This is a genomic window from Caballeronia sp. INDeC2, from assembly GCF_023631325.1.
Lineage (GTDB): Bacteria > Pseudomonadota > Gammaproteobacteria > Burkholderiales > Burkholderiaceae > Caballeronia.
The window spans coordinates 310,377-332,744 of the sequence record NZ_JALQDG010000021.1 but is presented as its reverse complement, the minus strand read 5'-3'; the positions used below and the strand labels follow the sequence as shown (position 1 = coordinate 332,744).

At 58.2% G+C, this 22,368-nt stretch carries 18 protein-coding genes; 7 read left to right on the top strand and 11 right to left on the bottom strand.

Features of this window, described 5'->3' with window-relative positions:
* Positions 1 to 221: 221 nt before the first annotated feature.
* Genes NCS28_RS14325 through NCS28_RS14310 form a run of 4 tightly spaced genes read right to left on the bottom strand, consistent with a single transcriptional unit; the run spans position 222 to position 5,873 of the window.
* Complete coding sequence (locus NCS28_RS14325; protein ID WP_250514414.1) at positions 222 to 2,093, bottom strand: TniQ family protein; 1,872 nt, start codon at positions 2,091 to 2,093, stop codon at positions 222 to 224.
* The gene (locus NCS28_RS14320; RefSeq protein ID WP_250514413.1) at positions 2,090 to 3,076 is read right to left on the bottom strand and encodes a TniB family NTP-binding protein; all 987 of its coding nucleotides are present in this window, start codon (positions 3,074 to 3,076) and stop codon (positions 2,090 to 2,092) included. Before NCS28_RS14320 ends, NCS28_RS14325 begins: the two co-directional genes overlap by 4 nt.
* A complete protein-coding gene (locus NCS28_RS14315) occupies positions 3,073 to 5,106 on the bottom strand; it encodes a TnsB C-terminal domain-containing protein (protein ID WP_250514412.1) in 2,034 nt (677 codons plus the stop codon). The genes NCS28_RS14320 and NCS28_RS14315 overlap by 4 nt, the downstream gene beginning before the upstream one ends.
* Positions 5,103 to 5,873, bottom strand: coding sequence for a hypothetical protein (locus NCS28_RS14310; RefSeq protein ID WP_250514411.1), 771 nt, complete (start codon positions 5,871 to 5,873; stop codon positions 5,103 to 5,105). Before NCS28_RS14310 ends, NCS28_RS14315 begins: the two co-directional genes overlap by 4 nt.
* Positions 5,874 to 6,120: 247 nt before the next feature.
* Here NCS28_RS14310 and NCS28_RS14305 point away from each other — a divergent pair, with 247 nt between their 5' ends.
* Positions 6,121 to 6,411 (top strand): DUF6471 domain-containing protein, encoded by a 291-nt coding sequence (locus NCS28_RS14305; protein ID WP_250514410.1) that lies wholly within the window; start codon positions 6,121 to 6,123, stop codon positions 6,409 to 6,411.
* A gap of 376 nt (positions 6,412 to 6,787) precedes the next feature.
* Here the strand turns inward: NCS28_RS14305 and NCS28_RS14300 are convergent, their stop codons facing one another.
* Together NCS28_RS14300 and NCS28_RS14295 are read right to left on the bottom strand one after the other, a co-directional pair.
* A complete protein-coding gene (locus NCS28_RS14300) occupies positions 6,788 to 8,527 on the bottom strand; it encodes a hypothetical protein (RefSeq protein ID WP_250514409.1) in 1,740 nt (579 codons plus the stop codon).
* Between the two features lie 4 nt (positions 8,528 to 8,531).
* Positions 8,532 to 11,078 carry a phospholipase D-like domain-containing protein gene (locus NCS28_RS14295; RefSeq protein ID WP_250514408.1) on the bottom strand — a complete coding sequence of 849 codons (2,547 nt, stop codon included), beginning with the start codon at positions 11,076 to 11,078 and terminating at the stop codon, positions 8,532 to 8,534.
* Between the two features lie 53 nt (positions 11,079 to 11,131).
* Here NCS28_RS14295 and NCS28_RS14290 point away from each other — a divergent pair, with 53 nt between their 5' ends.
* On the top strand, positions 11,132 to 11,350 hold the full coding sequence (locus NCS28_RS14290; RefSeq protein WP_250514407.1) for a hypothetical protein: 219 nt from the start codon (positions 11,132 to 11,134) through the stop codon (positions 11,348 to 11,350).
* Between the two features lie 192 nt (positions 11,351 to 11,542).
* Here the strand turns inward: NCS28_RS14290 and NCS28_RS14285 are convergent, their stop codons facing one another.
* The 5 genes from NCS28_RS14285 to NCS28_RS14265 are packed head-to-tail and all read right to left on the bottom strand — an operon-like array spanning position 11,543 to position 16,077.
* A complete protein-coding gene (locus tag NCS28_RS14285) occupies positions 11,543 to 12,103 on the bottom strand; it encodes a Pycsar system effector family protein (RefSeq protein WP_250514406.1) in 561 nt (186 codons plus the stop codon).
* Entirely contained in the window at positions 12,057 to 12,755 is a 699-nt protein-coding gene (locus tag NCS28_RS14280) for an adenylate/guanylate cyclase domain-containing protein (RefSeq protein ID WP_250514405.1), read from the bottom strand. The genes NCS28_RS14285 and NCS28_RS14280 overlap by 47 nt, the downstream gene beginning before the upstream one ends.
* Before the next feature lie 40 nt (positions 12,756 to 12,795).
* On the bottom strand, positions 12,796 to 13,707 hold the full coding sequence (locus NCS28_RS14275; RefSeq protein WP_250514404.1) for a TIR domain-containing protein: 912 nt from the start codon (positions 13,705 to 13,707) through the stop codon (positions 12,796 to 12,798).
* 11 nt (positions 13,708 to 13,718) lie between these two features.
* Positions 13,719 to 14,540 carry an E2 domain-containing protein gene (locus NCS28_RS14270; RefSeq protein ID WP_250514403.1) on the bottom strand — a complete coding sequence of 274 codons (822 nt, stop codon included), beginning with the start codon at positions 14,538 to 14,540 and terminating at the stop codon, positions 13,719 to 13,721.
* A gap of 10 nt (positions 14,541 to 14,550) precedes the next feature.
* Positions 14,551 to 16,077 carry a nucleotidyl cyclase domain-containing protein gene (locus NCS28_RS14265; RefSeq protein WP_250514402.1) on the bottom strand — a complete coding sequence of 509 codons (1,527 nt, stop codon included), beginning with the start codon at positions 16,075 to 16,077 and terminating at the stop codon, positions 14,551 to 14,553.
* A gap of 109 nt (positions 16,078 to 16,186) precedes the next feature.
* Between NCS28_RS14265 and NCS28_RS14260 the strand changes: the two genes are divergently transcribed.
* The 5 genes from NCS28_RS14260 (at position 16,187) to brxC (ending at position 22,311) form a co-directional block, all read left to right on the top strand.
* Positions 16,187 to 17,062 carry a BrxR family helix-turn-helix transcriptional regulator gene (locus tag NCS28_RS14260; RefSeq protein WP_250514401.1) on the top strand — a complete coding sequence of 292 codons (876 nt, stop codon included), beginning with the start codon at positions 16,187 to 16,189 and terminating at the stop codon, positions 17,060 to 17,062.
* A gap of 194 nt (positions 17,063 to 17,256) precedes the next feature.
* The gene (locus NCS28_RS14255) at positions 17,257 to 17,469 is read left to right on the top strand and encodes a hypothetical protein (protein ID WP_250514400.1); all 213 of its coding nucleotides are present in this window, start codon (positions 17,257 to 17,259) and stop codon (positions 17,467 to 17,469) included.
* On the top strand, positions 17,462 to 18,262 hold the full coding sequence (locus tag NCS28_RS14250) for a hypothetical protein (protein WP_250514399.1): 801 nt from the start codon (positions 17,462 to 17,464) through the stop codon (positions 18,260 to 18,262). The genes NCS28_RS14255 and NCS28_RS14250 overlap by 8 nt, the downstream gene beginning before the upstream one ends.
* Positions 18,252 to 18,815 carry a BREX protein BrxB domain-containing protein gene (locus NCS28_RS14245; RefSeq protein WP_250514398.1) on the top strand — a complete coding sequence of 188 codons (564 nt, stop codon included), beginning with the start codon at positions 18,252 to 18,254 and terminating at the stop codon, positions 18,813 to 18,815. The genes NCS28_RS14250 and NCS28_RS14245 overlap by 11 nt, the downstream gene beginning before the upstream one ends.
* Before the next feature lie 34 nt (positions 18,816 to 18,849).
* Positions 18,850 to 22,311 carry a BREX system P-loop protein BrxC gene (gene brxC / locus NCS28_RS14240; RefSeq protein WP_250514397.1) on the top strand — a complete coding sequence of 1,154 codons (3,462 nt, stop codon included), beginning with the start codon at positions 18,850 to 18,852 and terminating at the stop codon, positions 22,309 to 22,311.
* Positions 22,312 to 22,368: the final 57 nt, after the last annotated feature.

The window sequence follows — 22,368 nt, the reverse complement described above, 5'->3', positions numbered from 1 at the left end:
TTCATGCACAGTCATCGAAAAGTCTACGGAGCACACGGAAGGGGCGAGCGAATATTTTTTTTCCTCGCCACAACTGTATGCGTGCGTGCGGTCGCGGTGATTGAAATGACGGTAGTCGATACGACCCTCTGGGACTTTTCCGCGTCCCGCCGCGGAAGTACGGATACCTGATGCGTTCAGTGGTCCGAGAATGTGCTGCTGTCTGTGTGACATTTCGTGCCTCAATCGCCATGTTCCGTGACTTCATGCGATGAGGTGGGAGCGGGCACGAACAGGTCGTGTCCGGCTCTCGCGCCGATAACTGCCAGCCGGCCGAGGTCGGCGACACGAATCAGCCCGCCGCGCGTGGCGCCGTCAGGAAGCTGTTTAGCGCCAACCATTTCGATGCCGGGCAGCAAGCGAGCAAGCGCCGAGGACTTGGTACCCATGGCTCGGGCCAGGTCCGCGAGTGGGACATAGCGTTGCCGGAATTCCAGCAACTGGTGCGGCAGCACGACGTGGCAAGGCTGACCACGTCGCTGAATCAGCTCCGAAGCGAGCAGTCCTTTGTCCGCCCAGTTCTGGATGGATTCCCACTTCCACCCGGTCGCTTTGGCCAACTGCTGAATTGACATGCCGGCCTCGAGCAGCGGTGTGCCGAAATACTGCGACACATCCGACCTCAGGAAGGCCATTTCGCCCAGTGTCCGACCACGCGCGACGGCTTTGACCTTGCCGCTCGCGATGGCTAGCATCAGCGATTCAATAGCCTTGCGCTCCCCCATACGCCGGCAGGTTAGGGACGCCCATGTGCACGTTGCATCTTCAATGACCGCAGCGCGCTGGGACAACCGCCCCACGCACTCATGTAAATCGAGGATGGATTGGCGGTTGACCGGACCGCCCTTCATCAGGTCTTCGCGCCATCGAATATCTGACTGTATTACGCAGGCCGCTTTCATGCGCTCAAGTACGACGGGTGTAACGCCCGCCAGTTCGCAGGCGACGACGTCGGAAATCCACCCCTCACGTTGTCTCTGGATGCGCTCAACTTCGCTGCACGGAATTTCGAACAACTGGCCACGCGTGCCGGTACGTCGTGCGCGGTGCTCACACTCGCCCGCGGCAATGGAGTCGTGAAGACGTGAGACGCTAACGCCGATAGCTTTTGCCGCATCTGGCGCGCGCATGTATCCGCTCGCGTCCTCGGCAATTCCCTTGGCTGAATCCAGGCCCAGGACACAATCGGATTTCCTGGCAGCGACGTCGATGATGATTTCGAGCAACGGCTCGAGGGTCGTGCCCTGGCAGGCCTTTCGAAGACTCACGTACCAGTCACCGAGCAACGTGTTCAGCGTACGCGCTTCTTTTCGGCCGGAGGCAATGCGCTGCTCGACGTGATTGCGGAAACCCGTTGGCCAGTCAGAGAGCAAGGATTCAAGCGGTGAAAGAAATTCGACCGCTTCGGTAACGAATTTTGGCACCGCCGCGCCGCGCGGCAAACCCGGGCGCGTCGAGTCTGCGTATTGGCACAACGTTCGGACGACCTTCACCAGCACATTGATGTCGACGCCGCGCACAGGCGGCTTCATGCTGCCCGACTGGTGTCCGTTACTCGCAATCAGCGTCGACAGCCAATGCTGCGCCGATGTTGCCGGCACGCGCGGCAGGCAGCGCAGGTCGTGGCCGCACGAACACAAGCCAATGTAGAGCCGCTCCGGCGACAGGTGCTTCCCACAGGCGTCACACTGGTCGATGAGCAGGAATCGATGGTGCGCACATGCCGTGACATAGGCGTGTCCCCAGTATTGTCGCAGGTGAGGTGATTCAGCCAGACACGCCGGGCATACAGCATCAGATTGCCCGCGGTGCAGACGTCCCCAACCCTGACAGAAATTTTCCTGTTTCAGGGCAAATTCGGTCCACGCCAGTTCAAGGTCGAGGTTACGGGCCATATCGTCTGTGCGTGTAAGCAAGGCCCGACGATTACGCTCGACACCCGCGGTACTCGCGAGGTCGCGCCAGTTGAACAGTGCGTTGTCTGCCGCAAGGCGCCGGTAGTAACCCATTCCGGACTCGCCGTCCTTAGGGGCGTATGTGAGAGCAAGGCTCATTGTTTGCCTCCTGATTTTTTGCGAACCGGTACTGACGACGCGTTACTTGTCAGCACATGAACGTACGCCTGCTTCAGCGCCGCCGGTTCCACGCCCACGTCGTCGATGCCAGCATCCTCGAAAGACAGCCTGTGAGGTGACCCGGCATGGTTGACGGATTTAATCGCCTGCTGGCAGTCCGCATATGTGACTGCGCGCGGTGCTTCGTTTCGCATGACGCGAGCTAGCTCTCGCATGAAGTCAGCGAGCAGCCCAATCAGGCCACCAGTGAGCAAATAGCATTGCTGCGTCAGCACGCGCGTGGGAACATCAATCGGATAGCCTGCGGCCGAAAACAGGCGAGCGTAATTTACGACGCACGAGGCGTAGGCTGTCATCTCGTCAGCGTCGGTTGCGTCGTACGGCAGAAAATTTAATGCGGGACAGGCGCGGTTACGCAGTTGCTCATTTGCCGAAAAAAGACGCTCAAGTTTCGGAATGCCGAAGAGAATCAGCGTCAGGCTGAGCGTGTCCGAAAGAGTCTTGAGCCAGTCGCTTGCCGCGCGCGGAGGCACGCGTGCCCCGTCATCGACGAGGTGCGAAATTTCGTCGAAAATCACGACTTTTGTACCGGCTAGGCGCAACTGTGTCACCATCATGTCGAACATCGCGCCCGCCGTCATGCTGCCGGGAACCTGAACGCCCAATGCCCGGAGCACACTTTTAGGAAGAGTTTTCGCCGTGGCGCCGGGAGGTACCTCAACAACGAGTACCGGCACATGGCGCCGTCCGTCGATGCGTTTCGCGGGGTAATCACGAGAAAGACTGGCGATGAGCGACGATTTGCCCGCCCGGCTCGGACCAGGAACGCGAACGATTTTGGGCGCAAACCCGGCGAGGGTGTCATCAATGCGCTCTTTGAGCGTATCAAGGTGCTCCATGAACATCGGATGCGGAAGCTCGCAAGTCTCGATGTCCCGGCGCAGTTGTTGAGCTGGCGTCACAGCAGTTTTTCTCCGGTGTTTCTGTTCACAATGTTCATCAAAGGTGCGTCGTCATACGAGATGTCTTCGGACTGAAGGCCTCCCGTCGGCAACGATGGATTGGTCGAAGGCGAGGGCCCGAATGGCGCCACCGTCGAAAGCGGTCGGTCGATGGAGCGCTGGATGGCCGAGTTATCTTTGGAGCGGCGCACGGTTTCCTTGTTTTCCTCGCGCTTGCCGCGGGTCTTGCCCTTGCTGGCTTTCGCGCTTCCAGTGACCGCCTCGTCCATGTCCTGCTCAAACTGGCGCTTTTCGTCCGGCGTTTGCCACTTCTCCATGCCCGAATCGAGTCGGGCTTTGGCTTCCGCGAAGGTCCATGCAGGCGTGTCATCCCGGACGTGTTCGTGTACTAGCGTGACGAGCGGGAAGTCATCACCCTCGTACACGTAGACTTGGCGGAAATCGTCGGGGTTGTAGACCACGTGGAGTTGCGCATGGTCGCCATACTTGTTGAGCAGGTACGACTTGGCATCGCCGCCGTATCTGAACCCATGCTCAAGCGAGATGCCCGTCTTCGCGCTCAACACGCATGGCTTGTGTTCGAAAAGTGCAGCCATCCATTCGCGCCGCGGCGGCGGCATGGTGATGGGCTGTCCCAGTTCTTCAGTCTGGTATGTCAGACGCTCACGCGGCGTCTTTCCCTTTATCGAGTCGACCAGCAATTCGTCCCAGCGCAGCCGGTCGAGGGGGCTGTTGACCCAGTCCTCATACAGCCACCTGACAATCCACTTCTCGAGCGCATCGATAGTCATCAACTCGTCGCCTAGCGCCTCCGGGTCACGCATCCCGTCTTTTCCTTCAAAGCGGGTACATCCCTGGAGACGTTGCAGTGCTTCCTTGAGCGACCGGTTCAGACGCTCGATGAATGGCTTGCCTTGTGCTTCCTTAGCTTTGCAATGCTTGACGTCCATTCCTAACCGCTCAAGGCGGACAATGCGCCCGCCCTTGGTCTCCGGGCCGTTGTCAAAAATTACCTGTGCTGGCGTGCCGTAAACGTTCAGCGCATGAGTAATGCCGAGCGCCTTGAAGCGGGCAGCCTTGGCAGGCGTCAGGTACATCTCGAGGCACAACAGAGAGTCCATTTCGCGCGGCGAACCAATGACCAGTCGCCAGCCCACCGGATAGCCCGTGCAGACATCAATTGCGAGGACCAGATAGACGGTCCGAGCGATTCCATGAGGCGTGGTTACAACGAATGGCAGGTGCACAGCATCCTGCTCAACACGGGCGAACGGAAATGCCGCCCGAATGCGATTTTTCGCGAACGATTTGCCTGCGACCCGTTTAAGTGGGTCCATCCGGTCGTAATCGGCGTCGGGCGTCAGGTCATCAATCCTGGCGCATACGAATTTACGGCTAATTGAGTGCGGGGCAACATGCAAGCCAAGGCGACGAGCTTCACGGTCGATGTAATTCGTCAGGTCGAGGACTGTCCACCTCGATTCCGTGACCAGAAACTGGTCCTTGATAACCTCGTGGACAAATTCGACAAGCTCTACTGAATACCTGGCTGTTCTATTGCCTTTATTTTCGTCGCCCTTGAGAACTGGCAGACCAAGCTGTTGATTATTGTGAGCCCTATACAGGGTCGCGCGCGATGGAAAGGGGCGGACCAGCAGTTGACCCACCCGCTCTTTTGCATAGGCATCGCGAGCGAGCGGAATGGCCGCATTAAACGACAGGCCGCGTTGCTGACGGATTTCATCAATGCGCCGTAGAACGTAAGTCAGAAGGCGTATGTGGTCATGCAATTCCGGATTGTCGTACTGAGCAGCAACGCTGACGCGCGACATCCCCTTTCGATGCAGGACCAAAGCGCCTTCCGAAATCCGCGCGCGGATGTCGTCGTAGTCGACGTATTGGTCCGCACGCTTTTCTGCGTCGAATAGATGGATGGAGCCAGCATGCAAGCGGGCATCCAGCACCTCAAAGTAGCTTTCAGGTTTGCCGGGCAGTGCCAGCTTGTCTCCGGCGCGCAGGTCGGCCATCATGGCCGCAGCACCTCAATCAGACAGAGGTGGCTCAGGTCTCCATATGCGGCCGAGAGTTGAAGCGTGGCACAGATATGGTGATGCACGAGGTCGGCCTGCAACACACCCGTGGCGAGTAGCGGAGGAATCAGACCCGTCGGAATCTGAAGGTCGGCGCATAGCGCGCGCTGCAGCACGGGGCCGGGTTCGCAGTAGCGTTCGACCCGGCTGATGATGTCTGGCGTTAGGTAATCGCGGGCGCGCATTGCGGCAGGCTTTAACAATTGCGCGTTGACCACGACCGGATGCCGTTCATTCCTGGGCACAACTACGGTGAATAGCGGATAGCAGTACGCCTCCATAATTTCGCGCGCTCGCTTAACCTTGGCCCAGTACCGGTCGTCGCCCTCAAAGCCCTGAAGCTTGACCTCGTAAGCGCGCTGCAGGCCGTCCGCCTGAACGGTTGCAAAGTCTGGCGTGTACTCTGCCTCCCCGGTGCGACTGCCACGTAACCTACGCGCTTCCGACAGTTCCTTACTTGTGAACAGTAGCCGTCCAGCAACCAGGTCAACCGTGAACGGCTGCGGCCGGAAAGAGCGCACGCGCGGGTCGACGCACAGCATGTGCGCTACCAGGCGTTCAGGGTCGGCTTCAACGGTGATGTGTCCGTCGGCTTTTTCGGCATACGTGCCGATGCGGGCCTTGCCGTACGTCCGCGCCGTGAGTCGAACGCCGGCGTTCGCAGCACTCAGACGACTACGGACGCCATATGACGGTGCGCTTCTCATTTCGCACCTCCGACCGAAGCCTGCCGTCGGCAGTGCATCTGCCTATTGGCCCGGGATGCAGTTACGCTCCGTCGGGACGTCAAATTTGGTTGTAACGTTATTGTCAGCATTCTGTTCTCGCAAAAAATGGCTTGCTGAGAACGTGTAGAGATACCGGCCCGCAGACCGGTCGTATACGACCGAAATTGGCTATGAGAAAATTCCAGCAGCAAAAAGGTGAAGGCTCGAATGACGTCGAGAGGGAACGATGGAAGAAACGCCTAACGACCGTGGCCGGCTGAAACTCGAGCCGTATGGCGAGTGGGAAGAAGAAGCAAAAGGACTGATAGAAGAGGAAATGGTGCGTCGGGGCATCCGCTACAAGCAACTTTCCCGACTGCTCGAAAAGCTGGGCGTCTACGAATCGCCCGACCAGCTCAACCGCAAAATCAATCGTAAGCGCTTCTCGGCAGCCTTCCTCATAGCTTGTCTGCGCGCCATGGGCGTGGAGACCATCGCGCTCTACCAGTTCAAACAGGAGCAGAACAAAGAGGTGTAGGCGACTGCTTACCGCCGTCGCCAAATTCGCCCGCAGCCAGACTCGTTTCATCGCCCGCTCCCGCTGTACCCTCTCATAAAATGGGGGCCTGACCTGGCGGGCGGTCAACGCGACTAATAAAGGCGCATTACTGGTACTGCGTGCCGGCATTGCACCGGCCTCGGTTTACCAACGTAGGCAATAGCAGGGGAATTTTCAAGCCTGCTTAAATCCCACCGGCACCGGGGATTAACGCTTCTCATCAGACCGCCGCGTGGTCGCGCGGGAGTTCAAGACCAAGGCTGCAGTCAAAAAGCACTGAAGGGTATCGACTATGACCGCACCTTCGGCACAGCATCCAAACCGTTCAACTGACTCGCCTTGGACCCAGCCTCATCTACGCTGCCTCAACATGGCTGAAGTCGGGTATGCCGCGCTCAAGGCGCTGCCGTCCGGCTCTCGTCAACTCAAAGGTCTCACCCTCATCCGATGTCTCCACGAAACCGCACTGCGCCAGGAGAACTAGGGCCTGCCGTAACCGGTTGCGTGCAAGTCCCAAATCCACGCCGTGGAGCGCGCCTTTCGTTGTGACCCGCTCCATGCCATTTTCGCCAATAGTGAAAATGAAGCGGTTACGTCCGTCGCCCGACTGGATAGTCCGGTCACGCGCAACGGTGAAATGCAGCAGGACGACGTAGAACTGTACGATGTGAGCAAGGAACGCAGACGGGCGCGCATCTTCGAAGCGCTCAAGAATGTCGCGCAACGCCTTGAACGAAAGCCGGTCCACGGGCGGCACCGTCTGTTGGACGTACGGATTCGAAAGAAGCTGCCGCGCCTCGAGTGCGCAATACACTAGCGCTTCATAGGCAGACACCAGCGCCGCGGATTCCTGGGGCGTACGCTGCTTGAAATTTGACACATCGAGCAGCTTGCCGAGCACCTCCTCGATGCGCAGCGCCGGAACTCGAAAACCCGCTTCGTAGAATGTTTCTGACTTGCCGCGCAGTTCTTCGAGATGGGCCACATAACTGCTCACCCGTGCGCGGTACGCTTCAGGCAATGCGCGCTCCATACGCTCGCCAAGGCCTTCGACGCACGCGACGATGTCGCGACGCGGACGTTCATCCACCACGGCGTCATGAATCCAGCTCGCTACGTTGCGCGAGAGACTATCGAGTGCGAGTCGGGAAAGCTCTTTCAGGTGCACGGTCATCCACCATCCGTGAACCTCATCGAGCCCTTCAAGATTAACTGGCACGCCCTGGAGCGTCATGCCCCGCGCCATCGTGTAGCGAATCGTGTCGACATCGAGTCCACGTTGTCCCGGCTCGCGCAGACTGTTCTGCTCGGCGAGCAGCGCGCGCAAAACCAGCGTAATGCCATTGCATCGGTATGGCACCTTTGCGCCAGTCACATCTTCTATGCTTTCCGGATAGTAGGCTTTCGCAAACACCTGCCGTTCCTGCTGCGACGGTAATCGCATATCCAGCAGGTCGCCCATCTCTGCAACCTCGTCACGGCAGATTGTCACCCGGTTGAGATTAGACAGCCAGTCATACCATTTCGAGCCTGAAATTGCGTCGTCATAGGCCTGCGCAAGTTTTGTCCCCACGTCGGTCAGGACATACGTCCCCCGGGCCAGGGGGTTCGGATTGCCCTTGATAAAGGCAAGACCTCCCTCAAGACTTGGCCCGTACTGTACGGGAGTCAGGTAGTGCGCACCTGGGTCAGAGATTTCGGCATCAGGATTCGCCGCAAGCATGGCAGCGACTTTCTTGCTGGGAATTGCATCGAAACTCAGCGTCACTCGACTGTTATCCGGAGGGAAAAGCCGGTTCGTGCCCGCGAGTCCCTTGACGCCCTGCGCCACGTTGTACCAGGTCAGGAGCAGCTGCATTTTCTCCAGGCCCGTTTTCGACAGTGCAACCATGTCCGTCCCCGGCGTCGCCTTTCCCGTCACCTCAATCCGGCGAATCATCCAGCAGAGCGCGGCATAGATACGCACGAACTCAACTACATTGTTGATGCCTGGAAACACCGAGCGGTAAAAGGCCTCAATTAAAGCGCCGGTGCCCAGTGCGTCAGCACCGTCGGTGTCGTCCACCATTCGCGTGTAATGCGGCGTTGTGAGCATCGGATTACCCCTTGTAGCGGCCTGCAAGGCCTTTTTTTGCGAGTTCAGCCTTGTCCAGCCCCATGAACAGCGCGCGTTTGCAGTTCGTGCACAACATCGCGCGCTGCGTGACGGTGTCGTTCAACTCGTCGGTTTTGATGGTATGGAAGCAACACGGGCATGCCGTTGATTTTGGGTGCAGATTGCCAAAAACCCTTCCCTGCTTATTCCCGCGGTGTTGCCGTACGGCCGACATGACCCTTTCGAACTCTCGCGGAATATATGGCTTCTCGGTGGGCTTGTTGACGATAATCTCAATGAGGTCCTCGAGTTGCTGCGTCAGCGTCAGGCACAGGGCAATAACCCGGCCACTCGTTGCAACGCGTTCATGGTCCGCTTTCGGAACACGTTCGAACCATCGGGAGTGGAGCGCCATGTGCGCAAGTTCTTCGATTTCTTCCTCTGGCACCGCACGGCCGGCCGCCCGGTGAAGCGCTTCCTTGACCGCCTGAAGCGACGAATCTTGATGGTAGTGCGCCGCGCAACAAGCCATTGCACAAAAAAACGGCAGCAACTTCTCTCGGTTCTGCGCGCTATAGTCGAATTTCGAATAGCGCGTCAGCCAGCCGTCAATGACCAGCAACTCCGAAAGCACACTCGGGTCCGCCTTACGCGGCTGATTGTGTGACAGCGCGCGCCTGAGCGCCGCACAGCCCGACAGCTCTACAATCATCGGCACGATGGCGGATTGGGCGTCCAGCTCAAGCACGCGAGGCAGGCTCGCGATGAACTTCTGCAGCAACGCATTGCCCGCCTCTTCAACCTGCGCGCGACCGGCTTCTTCGTCCTCATTGTCGTAGTCGTCGTCATACTCGGCGCGGTCGCTCATGAGGAGCTTCAATCGCGGCGTGCCGGCCGCCGCAGCGTCTTTCGGCTTGCTCTCTTTGTGCGCATCGTGAGCAGCCGTGTCGCCTATCGGCAGCTCGCTCGTCAGGTCTGAATTCACCCAGTGCAGCGCGGCTTCGAGCGATACCCGCGTAACGGACGCAGATGCGCCCAATTGCGTCAGGTCTTCGAACCCGCGCCGCCACTCCTCGTAGCTCATGGTTTTGCGAGGGATGCCAGTCGCCCCATCCGGCGCGTCGTCCTTGGTACGCCCTTCCGGCGAGGCTTGCTCACGCCGTTTCGAGCCAAGCGTCTGCACGTAGGAAATAATCGCGTCCATGTCGGCGAGATTAAGTTCGCCCGCACGCATGCGGTTGGCCGCACGGAGCAGTTTGCGCTCCGCATCATTTGCCGTGAGCTGAAGCTCGACATTCAGCCAGCCTGATGCCGTCATCTCCTCGCCCGTCAATACCAGGCGCAACGCGCGCGTGTTCTCGAGGTCGTCATGCACGAGAACATCGAACGCACCCTCTTCGGTAAGCCATACGGCAGGGATAGTCTTGAGACAAGCTTCACCTTCCCAGATGGCCAGGGCGACATTCATGGCGCCCGGTGCCGGCGTAACCGTTCCTACGATGTGCTGTGACGCACGCCACGTAGCCTGAACAGCCGGATTGCGCGTCGTGAGCGACATTGACCTGAAATCACACGGCACGTAAGCCGTGGGTTCGATGGCTGTCCAGGTAAAGGGCGACTCACTGAGACGGCGCACCAGTGCCACTTCGACGTTGGTAGTGCTCTCGAGGCTCTGGGAAGTCGCATTGACCGACCCCGTCATGACCAGCACACCGTCTCCGCCCTGCAATTCAAAGCACTTCGCATGCGGGAACCGGTAGCTATCCCTGGTGTCGGCGACAACATATTCAACCGGCTCGCAAAAACAGGTCGACCATTCCTCAAACGGCGCATGCGCCGTGACACGGCTGATACCGACTCGCATGCTGGACGCTCGGACGGCGGCTGCCAGGTTCTGTATGGGCTCGCCGGAGGGTGAGTGATACGGAGCGAGCACCGTCAGCGTCTCAGGTCGCGAAAGGCGGTCTGCCAGCGCGGCAAACTGGTCAGCGGCGGCTTGAGTCATCGTGTGGATGAGCCAGCACGTGCGCGCGTATTCGTCGATGTCGCCTGCCGCAGCGCGCAACACTTGCGCACGGCGCTCGTAGGTGCGCAGAATCGCGGCGTTCTCCGGTGCAAAATCATATTTGCCGAGTAGTGCATTGACGAATTCGGCGAACTCGCCGAAGACGGCTGGCTCTTGATACGACGACACCGCGTCAATCACTTCCAGGTTCTTGCCATGCCCGGCGAGTGTCAGGTTCGCGCTCGACACTACGAGATGGTCGTGCTCAATACCCTGCATGTACACAAGCTTCGGATGGAACACGGCCGAACCTTGCATGCTGACGGGAATGACGCGATAAGCATTGCCCGCGTGCAGGCAGGTCGCCTCCTCTGTGGACTTGCAAGCTTCGGTCGCGTCGACCAGAACGTCAATCTGTTCGCATCCGACGTTGCGCAGTGCGGGCAGGACAAATGTCTCGAACCAGCTGACGCTGAAAGTGTAAGTGGTGAACAGCGCGCGACGAGGCCTAGCCTCGTTGATGAGCGACAAAAGTGTTTTCTGCATGTACCCCGTCCTTCAGAAGACGCGCCGGGTCGCCCGTCGATTGGCCTCGTTGCTTGCGTATTCATGTGCCTGAAAGCACTATTTTTTGGCTGCCGTTATCGCGTCGCGCGCTCGGCGCGAACAACCGGTATTCGCCATATCGGCACTTTGAGTTTGAACTCAAGGACGGCGAGCTCAAAAATCGTGAGCAACGCCGGCGGTATCAGGTCGAACCGCAAATCTCTGTGGCTTTTCTGACTTTCATCGCACCTGCCGCGCTGCGCGGGCGGTGATGCTACCTTTGCTGGAGTACGAAGCGGGCTTTACGGACTGGACTAATACCGCCAACGCGAGTCTTACCCGTAATCCGAAATTTGACGGCACCTCTCGAGCAGGTCACGAATCGCTACTGTATGATTGTTCTCATTTACAACTTGGATAGCCTGACGTCGACATGTGGGAAAAACTGGCGTCGGCGGGCAACACTATACGAGCTTCATAGAGAGGACCAGCGCAATCAACCATGGGGGGACGCCCAATAGAGCTGCAATCATCGCGCGTCGAACCCATATATGCTTTTCACAGGCTATTTGTGCGTTGCGATGAATCTGCATTGAGCAGTCGCGAAGAATTTCGGCATCGGTGGCATCTCTAAGGGCATCGGCGTAACGCCAGTTATCGTGGGCCGCGATACGACCAAAGAAAATGAGAGACTCATTTGGTCCGGCGACTCTTGGTATCACGGCCATAGCCGCGCACACAAGTGCGACAATCACCAAGAGGGCGGCACTTGCTGTCGTCGCGTAAGCCCATGGCGACTTGACTGCGGCAGCGCCGAACGCAGCCGCGAGTCCGCCCAGCATGGCGATACCCATTGTTGTCACAACGCCAACCTTAATTTCAGCGGCCGCTATCCAGCCGAGATTTCGCTCGAGCACCCACTGGGAGAAGAGGAGGCGAGTCCTGTTTTGCTCGGCGGTTGGGTTATTGGAATCAACGTCAAGCAATTGCCCACCTCCAGTTAGAGCGATAAATAATGCGGTCATCGAAGCCGTTCCAGCGAACAGCTTCCCACATGTCCCGGCCGTCAGCGGACACCTTCAATGCGGGCTGCAGGGCCTTGAAAACATCTTCTGAGATATAGCTTGAATGCGAGTGTGGCAGTGACGACAATTTTGCGGCGTGATTCGCGGCGCGCCCAACCCAAACGAGGTCGTTTGCTCCACGCACTCCGGTCTTGGCCACAAACAGGCTGCTAGTGTCTATGCCGACCACGTGGTTCAATTTGAACGTCGTACCCTCATACTGCTTCACGAGTGCCGGAGCAATGACTTCTCGGCGAGCCCAGTGAATTTTCATTGCTGTGCGGGCCGCGCGGGTATTCTTCAACTCGCCGATAAATACAGCCATTACCCGGTCGCCGTCGTACGCGGTAATCTCACCACCCTCCGAGCGAATTATCTTCGCGGCGCAAGCGAGGAATGACTTGTAAATCTCCGCAGCGAAGAATGGACGGAAGTTATCAACAAGATGCGTCGAGTCCGCCATGTCCGCATATAGAACGGTCGCGTCTATCTTGACAGCATCGTTGCCGAGCTGCACCGAGGTATCTTCTGGAATCTGCCTGCCTTCACGCTCAGTCCACTCCTGAAAAAAGACGTCGTGGACAGTCTCTTCAAGATGCTGTCTGAGGCTCATGGTCGAATTGCTCTGTAGTGGCGAAGGTGGCAGCGAAGGACTACCTGAAGACACCGAGTTCATTGATGAGCGACCGCAGTCGGTTGCATGCTGGTCCCATCGCCGCCGCCAGTCCTTTCCCGTCCGCATATTTGTACGGTATCGTTGTAATCCCCGACAGGTCCGTCGGCAAAGAGACTTCTTCGCCTCTCGGTTCCATCAGGATGGCGCGTTCGCGACCCAGTCTGCCCATAAAAAAACCCAGTTCGAAAATCACATTATCACGCGGCACGGCACGGTCTTCTCCGCGCATCTTTGTGACATCGTCCGGTTGTACGATAGCAATCGCGAAGTCGCTTACATCTAGTTCCGCCTCAAGCGACTCGATGGGATAGCGGGACGCTTTGAAGACATCATGGGTCCACAGCGTTACGTTATAGTCGTCGTATTCAAAGGCATTCTCGACTGCCCGCGCAATGGGAAGGGCCTCGACCGATGAGATGACAAATATCCGAATCTTTTCCCGTGCTTCCGCAACCAACCGATTGCGCTGAAGCAAGCGGCGCGACAACTCTTTGGCAATCCAGCGCCAGATGTCCGGATAAGCCTTACCGAGAGAGACGAGCTGCGGTTCCGTCAGTTTGCCGACGACGCCGCCATCGACGGAAATGACACTTGCGGACCGAAGCTGGAATGGCAAAAGCGCAGCCATCTCGCCTACATGGTCTCCTGCCGAGCGCTGAGCCACCTTCTTCCCATTAACGGAAACATCGAAGGTTCCTCCGAGCAGGAAATACATATCGTTATCGTCGGCGCCCTGCTCGATAAGCGCGTCGCCAGCCTTGATGTCAACGAGTTCGAGGAGGTTGGCCAGGTCTGTCGCGAGTTGTTCGTTACCGGCAACGGTGCGCTGTTCGCGCAGAGCTTCTATAAGGCGGCGACGGCCAGCTTCGCCTTCAAATCGTTCTTTCATGTTTGTCCAAATCAAGTCAGCAGCTCAGCGCGTTCCGGCTCTGCAGCGGTATCGACATTCTTTCGCAATGGGCAATCGTCGCAAGTGCCACAGCACGTGGCGTCCGTGAAGACGTCCCAGAACGCGGCTTCGGCTTCCTTCCATTCGAGCATTGAAGTCGCGAATCGAGCAGCTTGCAAAGCATGGTCGCCACATGAGCGAAACTTGTTGCGGCGCCCTATTTTTTTCCGTGCGCAAATGCACGGCTGCTGTTTGTTGGTGATGCGCCCCATTTTTCTCCAGACCGTGTAGATATGGACGCCGTCGAGGTACACGCGAAGAGTCGGGCCATTAGGATGGGGCACTTTGGGCCCTGCCTTCACCAGCAGGCGATTTTCTTGCAGCGCTTCCGACATGGGTCGACCTAGCGCTGCCGCGGCCGTTTCTGCTTCGTTCTGATGATGCGCAGCCGAGCCGTGCGCCCATCCATCTCCGGGCCAGCGCCGCAACTTTGCGACGCGTTCCTGCAGCAAAAGAAACTCGCGCAGTGTCTGCCACCACAGATGCGCTGCCTCGGTATCAGCGACTCCCATTGCGTCATGTTCCTGCCAGTACAGGCAGAAAGACCCGTTGCTATTTATGTGTCGCTCAGGGCAAAACGCGGGTAGCCGAGAGGGAGTCTTTTCTCTTGCGAACACATCGTCGCCGTTTTGATAGGCGACGATGTCGTAGCTAACCACGCGCCCATCGGCACGATGTATGTTTACCGTCAGTTCGACTTCGCTCGGAGCCAAGTGCGTAACTGTCGCCGAATAGTCGGCGGCCACGTCGGCGACGAAGCTAAGTGCAGACATGAGGGAGAACTCAACCTTTCGCGTGCGGGCGAACGGAACGTTCAGCTGGGCGGGGAGCCGCAGGCGTACTTGTGTATGCCGCCCGTTTCGCTGCTTCGCCGGTATCGTCTCCCTTGTCTGCAAGAGCTTCGACCGCTTCGTTATAGTCGAGGTTCTTGCGCTTCCGTGTACTGCCGAACAGCTTGCGAACCGCGTCTGACGCGACTTCATAGGCCTCGGGGCCGAGGGCCGTCTCGACCCCGTTGCAGCGCATTTGCTGTGCTTCAGATGCAAGAACGCCGCGGCTCACGGAACAACGTACACGGTCACCGTGGATTCCGAGTCTCGTAAGTGTCATCGGGCCATATTCGAAACCGATGCTAAGACCAAGGTTCCCAGTTTCGTAACCAGCGTCTGTGAGTTTCTCAAGCGCGAGGTCAAAACTGCTTCGGAGTGCACCGGCCAACAGCGTGGCGTTCCCTACCGTCGCCTTTTCGTCAGTTGTTTGCGCGGTTCCTTCACAAATCAGCCCATGAATGCAGTCGCCGATGAAGCGCACCCGGCGCCCTTTGAAATCGCTGGTCAGGACGCGTTCAAGCTCAGCCCGAACAACGTGCAAGACGCGAACGACATCGCCAGTGTTGTCATCAATATGGTCGCTCACGTATCGCGTGAACCCATCAATGTCGGCGTAGATGCTGATGGACTCCTGGCGTCGCGAGTTTTTCGGCGTGAGCTTGACAATGTCGATGTCACAGAAAGGCGGAGTGTGTCGACTAAATTCGAATGCCCCAATCGGATTGTTGTCGAGGTCCTCACGCCATTCTTCGACAATCTTGTCCGACGCGACTTCCAGCGCAGCGGCCTCTTCGCACTCTTCGATTTCCTGCCGGGTCAATCGTGTCGTCTTCGGCTCTTCGACCTCTGGCAGGTCAAGTGCTCGTCGGGCTTCGTTTGTCAAATAGATGCCTTCGGCCGAACCACCGCCGGCAAGTTTCGCGGCATGGTTCGCTGGGTCGCCCAAGAAGAGCGGCTCACGGTATCCGTTCCGCCCGTTGTTGACGGCGAGCGACTTGCCACTGTCGATACCGACGCGGACACGTGCCGCGGGAATCTTGTCCTCGTCGTCGCCCGTTTCTTTCAGCACGTCGATAATCAGTTGAGCGATGGCCACAGCGCGGCGGACACGCTTGGCTCCGGCGTCGGTCTCGGTGTTGTACGGCTTGGCGACGAGAGAATGCAACCGCTGATTGTGGAAGTCGACCCGGCGCGCGTCGACGCGGCTCAGGATGCGGCTTACGGCCCGGTAGTGAAGGTTCAAGAACCGCAACGTACGTTTGTGGCAAGTTTCGCCTTCCGTGACCGTAGAGTTCAGCATGTCGTCAAGGTTGATGATGTCCGCATAGAGATGCACTCCATCAACCCGATAGGCCTTGTTCGTCGGAATGTTTTCCAGCGCCAGTTCGCGGACGTAGTCGGCGACAACGACGTTCTTAACGTCATCAATCTTGGCTTTGATGTGTTTCTCCGCGCGGTCGTAACTCCATGTTCCTGCCATTTCCAATCTCCGTTCAAGGTGAGACCCGCATGGACAGGTACTGCGCAGACGGGTATAGTTTTAATATACATACAGTAACTTTTCCCGTCAAGTTTCTATACCCATCAAGATGACTGATGCAACACCTAAGATGAGATGGGGGACAGAACGTCGCCTCGAATTTATTGAATTCCGTGTTTTCTGGGACGGTGGCGTCAACCGGAGCGATTTGACAGAGCGATTTGGGGTGTCGGTCCCACAGGCGTCAACCGACCTCAGCCTCTATCAGAAGCTCGCGCCAGACAATCTGGCCTATGACGCCAGCGAAAAGCGATACACGGCGTCGCCAGCTTTTGCTCCGCAGTTCCTTAACCCGAGTGCAGATGCTTATCTCGCTCAACTTCGGTCGGTGGCGGAAGGGCTTATTGACCCGACGGACACGTGGCTACAACGCGTGCCATCCATAGACGCAATGCCGATTCCACTGCGACGCATTGAGCCAGCGGTACTGCAAAGCATGCTTGAGATGATGCGAAGCAGGCGCTCAATCGAGATTAACTACCTGTCGATGAGCATGTCGCGTACAGGAGAGATGTGGCGACGGATTACACCACACGCCTTCGGGTTTGACGGCGTGCGTTGGCACGCAAGAGCGTTCTGTCACATCGATAAACGATTCAAGGACTTTGTCCTGTCAAGGTGCAGCGCGACTCGTGAGCCGGGTCCGGCGGGTGCAAATCCGGAGGCAGACCGCGACTGGAATGAGCATTTTGAGATTCAGCTTATTCCAAATCCAAACCTGGGCGCCGCCCAGCAGCGAACGGTCGCATTCGATTACGCCATGGGCGACGATGGCATGAGACTGCCCGTGCGTCGTGCACTCCTGTACTACTTCTATAGGCGCCTTGGGCTCGACTACATTGCGCTTGACCCCGACCCTAATCGTAGTCCGGTGGTGGTCGCAAATCGCGAGGAATTGATGAAAGCTCTCGGCCTTAATGTCTAGTAGAGGCGCGACCCACGAGAGCAATACGGAGGGGACGATGACGCGGTAGCCCGCATCTGTCATGAGCGTGCTCGTGCATTTGCTTGAACGCGATGCTGAAGCATGGGACTCGTCGTTGCCTTTCCTCTGGTTAAATCGACTCATGCTGCGGTATGCTAGCGTAACGCTAGCATTTTACTCACAGGAATCGCATAATGGCCGTCGCCAAATCCGAAGTGGTCAGTGTCAGAGTGGAGCCGCACATCAAGTCGGCGCTGCAATCGGCAGCTGAGCGCGAAATGCGCAGCCTGGCCAACATGATTGAGGTCATGGTGGTGACCTACTGTCGTTCCCAGGGCTACCCGCTAGATGGGGTTCCAAACGACACGCTGCCCAACACGATGCCGAAGGAACAGCAACGTGACTGAGCAGCGCGAAGCTCTTTTGTTAAAGCTGGGGTTTCGGTTCGGCATCAATGGTCCGCATGCAGCTCGCACCATGATGCTGGACGACCTGCGCCTGTTGCTGTCGCACACTCCTCCAGACGCCACCCGTGCAGACTATATGACCGCAGTGGTCGACGACAATGTATTGGGCAAGCCCACTCGCAAGGCGCGAGAACTGGCGTTGCGCCACCTTGCGGCACTGTACGCGCTGGACTTGTCTAACCCCATTTTTCGCGCTTTGCGCCGCCTGTGGGACTTGGACGAAGCCGCCCAGCCGCTGATTGCCCTAGCAGTTGCGCTGGCGCGCGACCCGCTGCTATCGGCCACTCAAACATTCGTTTTAGCGCAGGCCCCCGGTGCGGTGGTCGCACGCGAGTCTATCGAGAGCTTTATCGAAGCCAGGAACCCCGGGCGCTTCAGCGCAGAATCGCTTAAGGCCTTTGCGCAGCGCATTGGCGGTACTTGGACTGCTGCTGGCTACCTGCAGGGTAAGGTTAGGAAGATGCGCGTCGTTCCGAAAGCTCACCCCGAATCCGTGGCGCTGCTGTTGTTTCTCGGCTATTTGGAGGGTCGAACAGGCCAGCGCCTGTTTTCATCAGAGTGGTTCAATCTGCTGGGTATAACACCCGACGAGCTGGAGGCGCTTGCAAGCTCGGCGTCTCACAGGGGACTGCTCGTTTTTATGAACGCTGGTGGCGTGAAGGAAGTGCGCTTCCCTGGTTACCTTACCCCCGAAGAAGAACAAATTCGTCAGGAGGCTTCGCATGTCGTCTAAGGTCACCAAACTGGTGTCCGCCTACCGCCAACACCTCACCGTGCCCTGGCAGGCAGGTCTCGCGGCCATCCAGCGCGTCATCTTCGCCGTCTACGATAAGGCTGACGAGCTGCGTCTGCGCGCCAATGTTGGCGAGTTTGAACTTGCTTCTCAGCAAGCTGGCAAACAATGGTTGTTGCTGGATGTGACGAATGCCTTCCCTGAGTGGATGGCGGCGCAGGAGTATCGCGATGCCTACTTCGAGGCCCCCGAGGATTTGGCCGGCTATCAGGCCGGCGAGCTGACCGAATTTGTGTCCGACCTCAACGCCAGGCTGAAAGGCCGCATCAGCAGCGAAGCCGGACCCGATACTGTCGTGGCATTGCTGGGGGTTGGCACGCTTTTCGGTTTGGCGCGTGTTTCGTCAGTGGTTGAAGGCATCAAGGAAGCCGTTGAAGGACGGCTTTTGGTCTTCTTTCCAGGCGAGTACCAACCCGAAAACCACACGTATCGCTTACTGGATGCGCGCGACGGCTGGAATTACCTCGCGGTACCGCTTCTCGCTCAAGACTGATAGTTGATACCCGAAGACAAGACTAAGGACCGCCATGCTGAACAGGGACATTTACAACAAACCCCCGAAGGAGAATCGCCTCGTTAATAACGGCGTTGCCGAGGTTTCTGAAGACCACTCTGATGCTGCCCAGGCCATACTGCGCTACGAGCTGGAAACCTTCGTTTGTGATGGCCAGTATGAGAAGGGTCTTGAGACCATTCTCGACAAATTCCTGCTTAATCTGGACGCGGGTACCGAGCAGCCGGGCGTCTGGATTTCCGGCTTTTACGGCAGTGGTAAATCGCACCTAGCCAAGATGTTGCGGACGCTCTGGACCGACTACCAGTTCGCCGATGGCGCCACTGCTCGCAGTCTGGCCAAGTTACCAACTGGCGTGTTCGAGCATCTGAAGGAACTCAGCACTCAAGGCAAACGTCACGGTGCCCTGCACGCGGCAGCGGGCAAGCTCGGCTCCGGTGCCGGTAACAACATTCGCCTCGCGTTACTTGGCGTCGTCTTCAAGTCCAAAGGGCTCCCCGCGCAATACAACCAAGCCCAGTTGTACATGTGGCTGATGCGCGAAGGCATTTTGGAAGCAGTGCGTGCTGACCTTGAAGCCGAAGGGCGCAGTCTCGAAAAGACGTTGGCTGAAATGTACGTTTCAATGCCGCTGGCTCAGTCGCTCCTGAAGCATCGGCCCGACCTTGCGGCGAGTCAGAAAGACCTGAGACTGATTCTGAAGAACCAATTCCCCGAAGTTACTGACATCACAAGCGACCAACTGGTCGATGCCATTGATGCCGCGCTGTCAGTGGATGGCAAATTCCCTCTGACCTTGGTCGTGCTTGACGAAGTGCAGCAATATATCGGCGCCGACGCCGAGAAGGCCTTCCAGGTGCAGGAGGTCACCGAGACCCTGTCCAAGCACTTCAACGGCAAGCTACTCTTCGTCGGCACCGGTCAGTCCGCGCTCTCCGGCATGCCCAATCTGCAGCGACTGATGGGCCGCTTCCCAGTGCAGGTAATGCTCGGCGACTGGGACGTTGAGAACGTTACTCGCCAAATCATTCTGGCCAAGAAGCCGACGGCCCAGCCTGAGGTCGAGCACGTGTGGCGAGCCAACCTAGGCGAGATTTCGCGGCACCTGCGCGGGACCAAACTTGAGTACGTCACTGATGACGAGGACGTCATGACCTCGGACTACCCGCTGCTCCCGGTGCGCCGCAGATTTTGGGAACGCGTTCTCCGAACCATCGACACTACCGGCACGGTGTCTCAGCTGCGCAGTCAATTGCGCGTGGTGCATGAGGCTGTGCTGGCCACTGCCGATGTACCTCTAGGCCATGTGGTCCCCGGCGACTTTCTTTACGACCAGATTGCCGCGAGCTTGGTTTCTACCGCGCAACTGCCCAAAGAGGTGTTCGAGAACGTCCAGCGCTTCGCCGCTGCCGATGCCGATGGCCAGCTCAAGGCCAGCCTGCTCAAGCTCGTCTATCTCATCAACAAGCTTCCCGCAGACGCTGCTCTGGACATCGGCATCAAGGCAACCGAAGACGCGCTGGCCGACCTGCTGGTAACCGACCTCGCGGCGGGTTCTGCCGAGCTTCGCAAGAAGCTGCCCGCGCTGCTGGACGAGCTGCAGAACAAGGACCGCCTCGTCATGGCCCTGGTTGGCGGCAGTGGCACCGAATACCGACTACAGACCCGCGAATCCAGCGCTTGGTACGACGAGTTCCGCGCCCAAGAGGCAGAACTGAAGGCCGCGCCGCAGCGCGTGGAGCAAAAACGTTCGGACTTGCTGAAGTCCCGCTTCGGTGAGGTGCTAAAAAAAGTGCGCGTTGTGCAGGGAAAAGACAACGTTGAGCGTCGCCTGACGCCCACCTATGACGACATGCTGCCCAAGGACCACGCCCAGAACCTCTACCTGTGGATACAGGATGGCTGGCAAGCCGAGGAGAAGTCTGTCATCGCCGAGGCTAGGGCCAAGGCGACCGATAACCCGACGTTGTTCGCTTTTCTGCCCGCGCAGCACAAAACCGAAATCGCCAACGCCATTGTGGCGCTGGAAGCCGCGCGCACGACGCTGCAGAAGAAGGGCAGTCCCTCTACCGAAGAGGGCCGCGACGCGCAACGCTCAATGGAGAGCCGTCAGCGCGCCGCGGAAAAGGAGCTAATTGAACTGCTGGAACTGCTCTTCGGGGGAGCGCGCGTGTTTCAGGCAGGTGGCCAGGAAGCGCAAGACGGCAACGACCTTGCCGACCGAATCAACCGCGCCGCCAAAGCTTCTGCAATTCGCTTATATAGCCAGTTCGACGCAGCTGACCACGACCAGTGGAGCAAGGTGTTGGACGAGGCTCGCAAAGGCAATCTGGAAGCCCTCAAGGCTGTGGGGCACAGCCAAGAAGCCGACAAGCATCCGGTCTGCCAGAAGCTGCTTGCGTTTATCGGCGCCGGCAAGAAGGGGGGCGAGATTCGCGACAACTTTGATGCTCCACCGTATGGCTGGCCGCGTGATTCTATTGACGGTGCCCTATATGCATTGCTGGCCGCTGGTCATATCAAGGCGACCGATGCATCCTCCAAATCTGTCGATGCAAAAAGCCTTGACCGCGCCAAGCTGACGCAGTCGTCTTTCCAGCGCGAGAGCGTCAACATCACGCCGCCGCAGCTTATCAAGATTCGCTCGTTGTTCAGCATGGTGGGCGTGCCATGCCAGCCGAAGGAAGAGTTGACTAAGGCGCCCGCATTGTTGGCCAAGCTACGTGAGCAGGCGGCTAAGGCTGGTGGCTTCGCGCCCGCGCCGCAAATGCCTAAGCCAGCGTTCATCGAATCCCTCGAAGGCCAATCGGGCAATGCGCAGCTACTGGCTCTCTTTGAAGGTTTTGATGAAATCGTCGGTCTGTCCAAGTCTTGGGTTCAAATAGCTGACGCTATTGCCAAGCGCCTACCTGCCTGGCGCCAGCTCACTGAACTGCTACGCCACGCTAAAGACTTGGGACCCTATGCGGAGCTGAAGGCGGAAATGGATGCCATCGAGGTTCAGCGCAGTCTGCTGGCTGAGCCCGACCCGGTGCGCCCGCTGCTCGACAAGGTTGTGGACCTGCTGCGCCAAGCACTGAAGGCGAAGCTCGATGCGTTCGAACAGAAGTTCTCACAGCAGCAGGCGCATTTGCAGGCCGACGCCGACTGGGCAAAGCTCACCGAAGTTCAACGCACCGAGCTTACTCAGGTCCATCATCTGAACACACCGACTAAGACTGCGCTGGGCACGCCCGAGCAGTTGCAAGACGCGCTGGACGAGTGCGACCTTGGTCATTGGAGCGCCAAAACGCAGGCCCTGGCAAGCCGCTTTGAGTCCGCTCGTCATGCCGCGGTGCAGTTGCTTAAGCCAAATGTGGTGCACGTGACTATCCCACGCAGAACCTTGAATGACGAGGCGGAGCTGCAGGCTTGGCTGGTGGAGGTGGAGGATTTATTGACGGAGAAACTCAAGCACGGGCCAGTGGCTCTCTAAAATATAACCAGGGAACGGGTAACAGTTCTTCAAATACCCGAGTTTCGACACAGATAA

Excerpts from the sequence above, each read along its gene's own strand:
- NCS28_RS14325 (WP_250514414.1), bottom strand. The coding sequence starts at position 2,093 with ATGAGCCTTGCTCTCACATACGCCCCTAAGGACGGCGAGTCCGGAATG.
- NCS28_RS14315 (WP_250514412.1), bottom strand. The coding sequence starts at position 5,106 with ATGATGGCCGACCTGCGCGCCGGAGACAAGCTGGCACTGCCCGGCAAA.
- NCS28_RS14310 (WP_250514411.1), bottom strand. The coding sequence starts at position 5,873 with ATGAGAAGCGCACCGTCATATGGCGTCCGTAGTCGTCTGAGTGCTGCG.
- NCS28_RS14305 (WP_250514410.1), top strand. The coding sequence starts at position 6,121 with ATGGAAGAAACGCCTAACGACCGTGGCCGGCTGAAACTCGAGCCGTAT.
- NCS28_RS14300 (WP_250514409.1), bottom strand. The coding sequence starts at position 8,527 with ATGCTCACAACGCCGCATTACACGCGAATGGTGGACGACACCGACGGT.
- NCS28_RS14295 (WP_250514408.1), bottom strand. The coding sequence starts at position 11,078 with ATGCAGAAAACACTTTTGTCGCTCATCAACGAGGCTAGGCCTCGTCGC.
- NCS28_RS14285 (WP_250514406.1), bottom strand. The coding sequence starts at position 12,103 with ATGACCGCATTATTTATCGCTCTAACTGGAGGTGGGCAATTGCTTGAC.
- NCS28_RS14280 (WP_250514405.1), bottom strand. The coding sequence starts at position 12,755 with ATGAGCCTCAGACAGCATCTTGAAGAGACTGTCCACGACGTCTTTTTT.
- NCS28_RS14275 (WP_250514404.1), bottom strand. The coding sequence starts at position 13,707 with ATGAAAGAACGATTTGAAGGCGAAGCTGGCCGTCGCCGCCTTATAGAA.
- NCS28_RS14270 (WP_250514403.1), bottom strand. The coding sequence starts at position 14,540 with ATGTCTGCACTTAGCTTCGTCGCCGACGTGGCCGCCGACTATTCGGCG.
- NCS28_RS14265 (WP_250514402.1), bottom strand. The coding sequence starts at position 16,077 with ATGGCAGGAACATGGAGTTACGACCGCGCGGAGAAACACATCAAAGCC.
- NCS28_RS14260 (WP_250514401.1), top strand. The coding sequence starts at position 16,187 with ATGACTGATGCAACACCTAAGATGAGATGGGGGACAGAACGTCGCCTC.
- NCS28_RS14255 (WP_250514400.1), top strand. The coding sequence starts at position 17,257 with ATGGCCGTCGCCAAATCCGAAGTGGTCAGTGTCAGAGTGGAGCCGCAC.
- NCS28_RS14245 (WP_250514398.1), top strand. The coding sequence starts at position 18,252 with ATGTCGTCTAAGGTCACCAAACTGGTGTCCGCCTACCGCCAACACCTC.
- brxC (WP_250514397.1), top strand. The coding sequence starts at position 18,850 with ATGCTGAACAGGGACATTTACAACAAACCCCCGAAGGAGAATCGCCTC.